Below are 6,819 nucleotides of genomic sequence, written 5' to 3'. Positions count from 1 at the left end.
CAAGACGGACGTCAGCTTCATGGCCTGGATCTTCCTGCGCGCGGCACACCTTCGGCTCAAATGAATGTCAACGCGCCTTAGTGGATCATTTTACGTCAGTGGGCATCTTGCAATCAAAATTGCAGTTTTATGTTTGTGTATGAAAAAAAATCAGAATTAACACACCTTGTAAAATTCGCGATTTTTGAATCACTGAGAATTCAGTAATTATTTTATGTATTTAATTGTAAATCCAGCGTTTTGAGTAGAATTTATTGGTTCTTGTGTAAGATTTTATTAAATCATTTCTCAAGCAAGAATTTATTTTTGATAATCTATCAATTCTAGTATTGCCTCAATAAGATCGATTATGAATATAGATATTCTCCATACCGTTTTTCCTTGTTCCCCCTCAAGTTCCAAGGTGCCGTCCATTCCCCATCTAGCCTTGGGGTCATCTCTATCATCGTCGGTGTCATAAACGGGCCGAACGTCATCTGCGTGTATTATCTTATTACAGCATTCTCGTATTGTATTAGTTTGGCCATCTTTGCCTTCAAATGTGACGCCAAAACCGTTATTGCGTTCTTCTATCTCCTTCTTGTATGACGAATATTCATCCGCCACATCTGATCTAAGTAACGTATCGTCGAATGTCCTCACTAGAAGCGCCAGCCGTAAGAGCTTTTTTGATAGTTCAGCTTCTGCCATTTCATACATCAAACGCTCAATAAATGAAAAGCCGGGCTTCTCCTCGCCTTCTTCCAGCACCTCACCGCTGCCCTGCTGGCTTGCGCTCGCTGTAACGATATTATTTATATCGAAGCATAAGATTTTTAACTCTGCCTTATCGACAAGATGAGGCTTATAATCTTCGTGCCAATATGGGTTTTCCATGATGAAACTTCACAATTTTGCGTTGAACGGCGGCTAAGGTTTCAAGGTTTTTACATAAAATTGGACAGAATGGTTTGTACTTGTTTAAAAATCAAGATTTCTGATCCGAAGACATAAGCTCGCCAAAGCAAGCGCTTATGCTAACATAAGTCATTAGAAAAATAGGCGTCGCAGACGGCTGCGTCTCACGCTGTTTTCAACAGAGCCGTCTGAACTGATCCCCAAACGCCAAACGGCCGAGCTCTCGCCCGGCCGTCCGAATGTCATTCAACCCACAGCCTGTAGCGGTGCGCCGCTAAGCCTTACGCTTCCTCGCGACGCGCGCCACCGTCGCGGCGCTGGCCCTGGGGAGCGCCGTTGGACGGTGCGCCGCCCATGGAGGGGCGGGCGCGGCGGCGGCTGCCGTTGTTGTTGCGCTTGGCCTGCTGGGCCTGATGGGCGGCCTGGGCGGCCGGGCCCTGGCCCTTGCGGTGTTCCTTCTTGCGCGGGGCTTCATCGAGAAGCTCGTCGCCGGCAAAGGGGCTCGGGGCGCGGGCGGCCTGGGGGCGGCCTGCGCCGCCCTGGCTGCGGCGTTCGCCGCCATTGGCGTGATCGCCCCGATCACCATGACCCCGACCGCCTTCACCACGACCTTGACCGCCACGGCCCTGGCCGCCACGCGGCTGGCCACGGCCACCACGGGCAGGAGCTGCCGGCAGCGCGCCGACATGCGGCTGGCCGCTGGCAACCGTGATGGAAATGCCCATCAGCTTCTCGATGTCGCGCAGCAGGCGGGCTTCATCCGGGGCGCAGAAGGCGATGGCGATGCCGTCGCGGCCAGCGCGGGCCGTGCGGCCGATGCGGTGGACATAGGCGTCGGGCACTTCCGGCAGGTCGTAATTATAGACATGGGTGACGGCCGGAATGTCGATGCCGCGCGCGGCCACGTCGGTAGCGACCAGCACCTTGATCTCGCCGTCGCGGAAGCCCTTGAGAGCGCGTTCGCGCTGGCCTTGGCTCTTGTTGCCATGGATCGAGGCGACCGAATAGCCGACGGCTTCCAGATGCTTGGCGAGCTTTTCTGCGCCATGCTTGGTGCGCGAGAAGACGATGGCGCGGCCATCTGGGTTCTCGTTAAGCGTCTGCTTGAGGATCGTCGTCTTCTGGTCCTTGCCGGGAACGAAGTGGACATACTGTTCCACCTTGTCGGCGGCCTTGCCCGGAGGCGTCACTTCGACCTTCTTCGGATCGGTCAGATAATCGCCGGCCAGTTCCGCGATCGACTTCGGCATGGTGGCCGAGAAGAGAAGGGTCTGGCGGTTCTTCGGCACCAGCTTGGAGATCCGGCGCAGGTCGTGAATGAAGCCGAGGTCCAGCATCTGGTCGGCTTCGTCGAGCACGAGGTAGCGCGCCTGGGTCAGCGTTACGGCCTTGCGGTTGATCAGGTCGAGCAGACGGCCCGGCGTGGCGACGAGGATTTCGACGCCGCGCTCCAGCTGCTGCGCCTGACGGTTGACCGAGGCGCCGCCGACGACGACGCCGATGCGCAGCGGCTGCTTCTTGACGAAGAGCTTCAGATTGGCGGCGATCTGGTTCACCAGCTCGCGGGTGGGGGCAAGGATCAGGGCGCGGATGTTGCGCGGATCGGCGCGCTTGCCGTCGGCGGCCATGCGCTCGATCATCGGCAGACCAAAAGCGGCGGTCTTGCCGGTGCCGGTCTGGGCGAGACCGATCAGGTCATGGCCGGCCAGAACCAGCGGGATTGCTTCGGCCTGGATCGGGGTGGGGGTCGCGAAACCCTGGGCGCTCAGGTGAGCAACCATATCCTGGGAGAGGCCGAGATCGGAAAACGTGGTCAAAGGAATACCTTTCGGGGGCGCCAGGGATCAGCGTCGCCCCGCCTCCTCGAATCGAGGAGCAGCGGCGATCGGATCCGGCGTCAAGAACCCCGCGTGACATGGGAACTTGTGGGTTGATGATGTCTGCGTCTTGCGCTGGCGGAGGCCGGGAGACAGCCCCTTCAAAAGGTTATGAACAGCGCCTGCCCCCTCATGCAGATCTTTCCTGGCTGCAAGGCACGCTCACGCGGACGGCCGAGGGGAACACAGCGCTCATGTCGGCCTTTTCCGGGCGAAAGTCAAGAGCGTGCTGAAATTCCCTCAAGCCGGCGGCCGCTCCCCGGCGCTGTCAGCGCCGCTCCCCGCAGAGCATTTCGCGCTTGCCGGCAAAGCCCGGCCGCCGCTCGACATGAAAGCCGGCCGCCGCCAGATTGCGCCGCACGAAGCCGGCCGCGGCATAGGTGGCGAAGCGCCCGCCGGGCTGTGTGTGGCCATGGACAGCGGCCATCAGCTCCGCCGACCACATGTCCGGATTGCGCGACGGGGCGAAGCCGTCGAGATACCAGGCATCGAACAGGGTCTCCTGCGCCGCGAGACTGTCGAGCGCTGCGCCGCAGATGACGGTGAGCTGGACATCGGGGGCGAGATCGCGCGTCACGATGCCTTCCGGCCGCTCGGGCCAGGCGGCCACAAGGGCCTGGCGCTCGGCGTCGAGTTCGCTCCAGCGCGCCAGTGCCCGGTCGATGGCGGCAGCCGGCATGGGGAAGCGCTCGAAGGAGGTGAAAGTGAGGCGGGCGCCGGCAGGCGCTGTCGCCTTCCACTGCCGCCAGGTCTCCATCGCGTTCAACCCGGTGCCGAAGCCCAGCTCGGCAATGGCGAAGCTCTCGCCCGGGCGCAGCGCCGTCCAGCGCTCCGGCAGGCCGTTGCCGGCCAGGAAGACATGGCCACATTCCAGCCGGCCATCGTCGCGGCAATAGAAGTGATCGCCGAATTCGCGGGAATAGGGCATGTCGCCATCGAACCAGTCGAGTGTCTGGCTGTCGGGCGTCTGGCTGTCGGGCGCGGGCATCTGGGAAGGCGCTTCGGCGTCGGTCGGGTGGGGCGCGCGGGTCGTCATCGTCAAATGCTCTCTGAAACGGGAAGGGAAGGGGCCTGCCGGGCCGCAATCGGCCGAATCGTCTTCATCACTGTCGAAATTTCCTTGTCCCGGTCACGACTTGTCGCCGGTTCTGCCGAAAATGAGTCCGCTTTCGCGGCAAAAGGCCTGTTTGCGCGTCGACGGGGCAGAGGCTGCCGGTTAAAGCCGCATGTGAAGCGCTTCGCAAGATGATTCAAGAACAGCGGCCAAGTCCGCGGAAAGGCTGTCATGGCGCCGCATTCCTCGTCCCCCGGTCCTTCGGCTGACCTGCTGGTGGTCGGCGGCGGCGTCATGGGGCTTTGGGCCGCCGTCATGGCGCTCCGGGCCGGCCTCAGCGTCTGCCTGGTCGAAGCGGCGCGGATCGGCGCGGGGGCAAGCGGCGGCCTGCTCGGGGCGCTGATGCCGCATATGCCGGACCGGTGGAACGAGAAGAAGGCGCTGCAGCGCGATGCGCTGATCAGCCTTGAAGCGGGGGTGGCGCGGCTGGAGGCGGAAACCGGCCTTTCCTGCGGCTATCGGCGTTGCGGCCGGGTGATGCCGCTGATACGGCCGGCGCTGGTGGAGCGGGCGCTGAAGCATCAGGCCGATGCCGCGCAACATTGGCCGGCCGCCTATTCCTGGCGCCATCTGCCGCAAGCAGCCCATCCCGGCTGGCCAGCGCCGAGCCAAGCGCCGGATGGTGTGGCCGTGGAGACGCTCGCCGCGCGCATCGCCCCACGCGCGCTGCTGGCTGCCCTCGCGGCGCGTCTGCGCGCCGATCCGCGCTGCAGCGTGATAGAGGCGGACGGGGTGGCGGCACTCGATCCGGCCGGAGGAAAGGCGGTGACGGCCTCCGGCTTGCGCATTGGCTTTTCGGCCTGTGTTCTGGCTGCGGGCGTGGAAAGCTTTCCTCTGCTCGCACCCTTCCTGCCGGTGCCGGCCGCAGCTCTCGGCCAGGCGGTGAAGGGGCAGGCGGCGCTGCTCGATGCCCATATCAATCCCGAGCGGCCGATCCTGTTTGCCGACGGGCTCTACATCGTGCCGCATGAGAGCGGGCAGGTGGCCATCGGCAGCACCAGCGAGGACCGGTTTGACGATCCGCTCTCGACAGACGGACAGCTGGATGCGCTGCTGACAAGGGCCGCCCTTCTGGCGCCGGAGCTCGCCGATGCACCTGTCCTGGAGCGCTGGGCGGGTCTGAGGCCCAAGGCAGTGGGGCGTGAGCCGATGGTTGGCCGGCACCCCGACTTTCCGCGGCTCTTCGCGCTGAGCGGCGGCTTCAAGATCTCCTTCGGCATCGCCCATCATCTGGCGAGCCGACTGATCGACGAAATCAGAGGCGAGGCTCTCGATCTGCCGGCATCCTTCCACCTGTCCACCCATCTCCGGCTCGTGACCTGATTCGGCCCAACAATGCGAAAAGCCCCGCGGCGGGCGCGGGGCTTTGAACATGGGTTTCTTTCGCGACGACCATCAGCCATCCGGATGCGGCTGCGAAGGCCGTCACATCCAGTAGGGCGGAACGCCGTAATAGTCATAGACCTGACGGCCGTTTTCCTCGTTCCACTTATATTCTTCGTCGCTGTGGTACTTCGGGGCGTTTTCCACCTGCTCCCGGGTCAGATCGGTGCGGTAGCCGCTAAGGTCCGGATCATAGGTCAGCTTTTCCCAGGGAAGCGGATAGTGGTCTCCGCCAATGCCGAGAAAGCCGCCGAAGCTCAACACCGCATAGGCCACACGGCCGCTGCGCTTTTCCAGGATCAGACGCTCAATCGTGCCGATATGCTCGCCGCCCAGACCGTAGACCGCCGTGCCTTCGACCTTGTCGCTGGCAATCAGATCATGGGTCTCGGTGATCGATGCATCCTGACGATCGCTGCCCTCAAGTGCTGCATCCCGGCTGGTGGCGCTGGCGAAGGGCGTGGTGCGCTCTCTGCTGTCTTCAAGGATCATGACAACCTCCATGGCAAGCGCCGCGCAAGGCACAGCGCTGTCAATCTAATGGACTTCGCGATGGTTTGGTTCCGTTGTCGCACCAACTCCACGCAGCGTTCGCGCGCCTGTCATGCAAATCGCGTAGCGCAGTGTCGACCACCGGAGATTTCAACCAGCAATGCGCTATGCTATCGGATTCACGCCATCTGTCTGCGATCCGCTGACCTATGCCGCCGCAGACTGGTTGGGGCGCAACCCCTATTCGGACGCGCTGTGCGAGCAGCCGCATGTCGCCGGTTTCTCGACCGCCGAGTTTGCCTTTCTCACCGCCGTTCCGCGCCGCTTCGGCTTTCACGGCGTGCTGCGCCCGCTGTTTCGCCTGGCTGAGGGCATGACCGAGGCCGATCTTCTTTATGCGCTAATGCGCTTCACCAGCGAGCTTTCGCCCTTCAGCATCGGCCGCCTGTCGGTGCAGCTGAAAGACAGCTGTTTCATGCTCGCACCTGCCGGGGCGAGCGCGGAGGTCAATGCGCTGGCCGCCACGATCCTGCAGCGCTTCGAGCCCTTCCGGGCGATGCTGTCGGATGCCGAGATCGAGCGGCGCGACCCCGACCGGCTGAGCGCCGCGCAGTTTGCCAATCTCCTGCGCTGGGGCGATCCCTTCGTGCTGGACGACTACCGCTTTCATATGATGGTAACCGGCCCGGTCCCTGCGCCCTCGCAGCTGCGCATGGCAACGGCGCTGCAGAGCTTCTTCGAGCCCTTCTGTCTCGCGCCGCTGGAGATCAATAGCCTGGCGCTGTTCGTGGAAGCCGGCGCCGGCGCGCCGATGCGCGTCCATTCCCAGCATCCGCTCGGCAAGCTGCCGGCCCATCGCGTGCGTCCGCGCACTGCCGCGCCCATCGAGGACGGTCACCTGCCGGCCCCGGTCGGCGAAACCCGGGTGGCGCTGGCCATGCGTGCGCTGGTGCCGGCGCGCTGAGCCTTTACGCTCAGCCTTGCAGAAAAAGCATGGCTTTCCGGTTGCGTCGCCGGGCCCGCGCAATGCGGCATTTTCCGCCTCGACTTTCCCCG

At 62.6% G+C, this 6,819-nt stretch carries 6 protein-coding genes; 2 read left to right on the top strand and 4 right to left on the bottom strand.

Annotated elements, in window-relative coordinates; all coding sequences use genetic code 11:
• Positions 1–300: 300 nt before the first annotated feature.
• From BJF92_RS24910 to mnmC2, 3 genes are all read right to left on the bottom strand, one after another.
• On the bottom strand, positions 301–876 hold the full coding sequence (locus BJF92_RS24910) for a hypothetical protein (RefSeq protein ID WP_143523867.1): 576 nt from the start codon (positions 874–876) through the stop codon (positions 301–303).
• A 302-nt stretch (positions 877–1,178) separates the two neighbouring features.
• Positions 1,179–2,714 (bottom strand): DEAD/DEAH box helicase, encoded by a 1,536-nt coding sequence (locus BJF92_RS03010; RefSeq protein WP_075633290.1) that lies wholly within the window; start codon positions 2,712–2,714, stop codon positions 1,179–1,181.
• 328 nt (positions 2,715–3,042) lie between these two features.
• Entirely contained in the window at positions 3,043–3,762 is a 720-nt protein-coding gene (gene mnmC2, locus BJF92_RS03005) for a tRNA (5-methylaminomethyl-2-thiouridine)(34)-methyltransferase MnmC2 (protein ID WP_075633306.1), read from the bottom strand.
• 297 nt (positions 3,763–4,059) lie between these two features.
• Here mnmC2 and BJF92_RS03000 point away from each other — a divergent pair, with 297 nt between their 5' ends.
• On the top strand, positions 4,060–5,211 hold the full coding sequence (locus BJF92_RS03000) for an NAD(P)/FAD-dependent oxidoreductase (RefSeq protein ID WP_075633289.1): 1,152 nt from the start codon (positions 4,060–4,062) through the stop codon (positions 5,209–5,211).
• A 102-nt stretch (positions 5,212–5,313) separates the two neighbouring features.
• Here BJF92_RS03000 and BJF92_RS02995 read toward each other — a convergent pair whose 3' ends face one another.
• On the bottom strand, positions 5,314–5,763 hold the full coding sequence (locus BJF92_RS02995; protein ID WP_078057811.1) for a PRC-barrel domain-containing protein: 450 nt from the start codon (positions 5,761–5,763) through the stop codon (positions 5,314–5,316).
• Between the two features lie 160 nt (positions 5,764–5,923).
• Here BJF92_RS02995 and BJF92_RS02990 point away from each other — a divergent pair, with 160 nt between their 5' ends.
• Positions 5,924–6,727, top strand: a complete 804-nt coding sequence (locus tag BJF92_RS02990; RefSeq protein ID WP_075633288.1) for a DUF1045 domain-containing protein — start codon at positions 5,924–5,926, stop codon at positions 6,725–6,727.
• Positions 6,728–6,819 lie beyond the last annotated feature (92 nt).

Source organism: Xaviernesmea rhizosphaerae (assembly GCF_001938945.1).
GTDB classification, from domain to species: Bacteria; Pseudomonadota; Alphaproteobacteria; order Rhizobiales; family Rhizobiaceae; genus Xaviernesmea; species Xaviernesmea rhizosphaerae.
The sequence above is the reverse complement of the archived record's forward strand: the minus strand, read 5'-3'. Positions and strand labels throughout refer to the sequence as shown.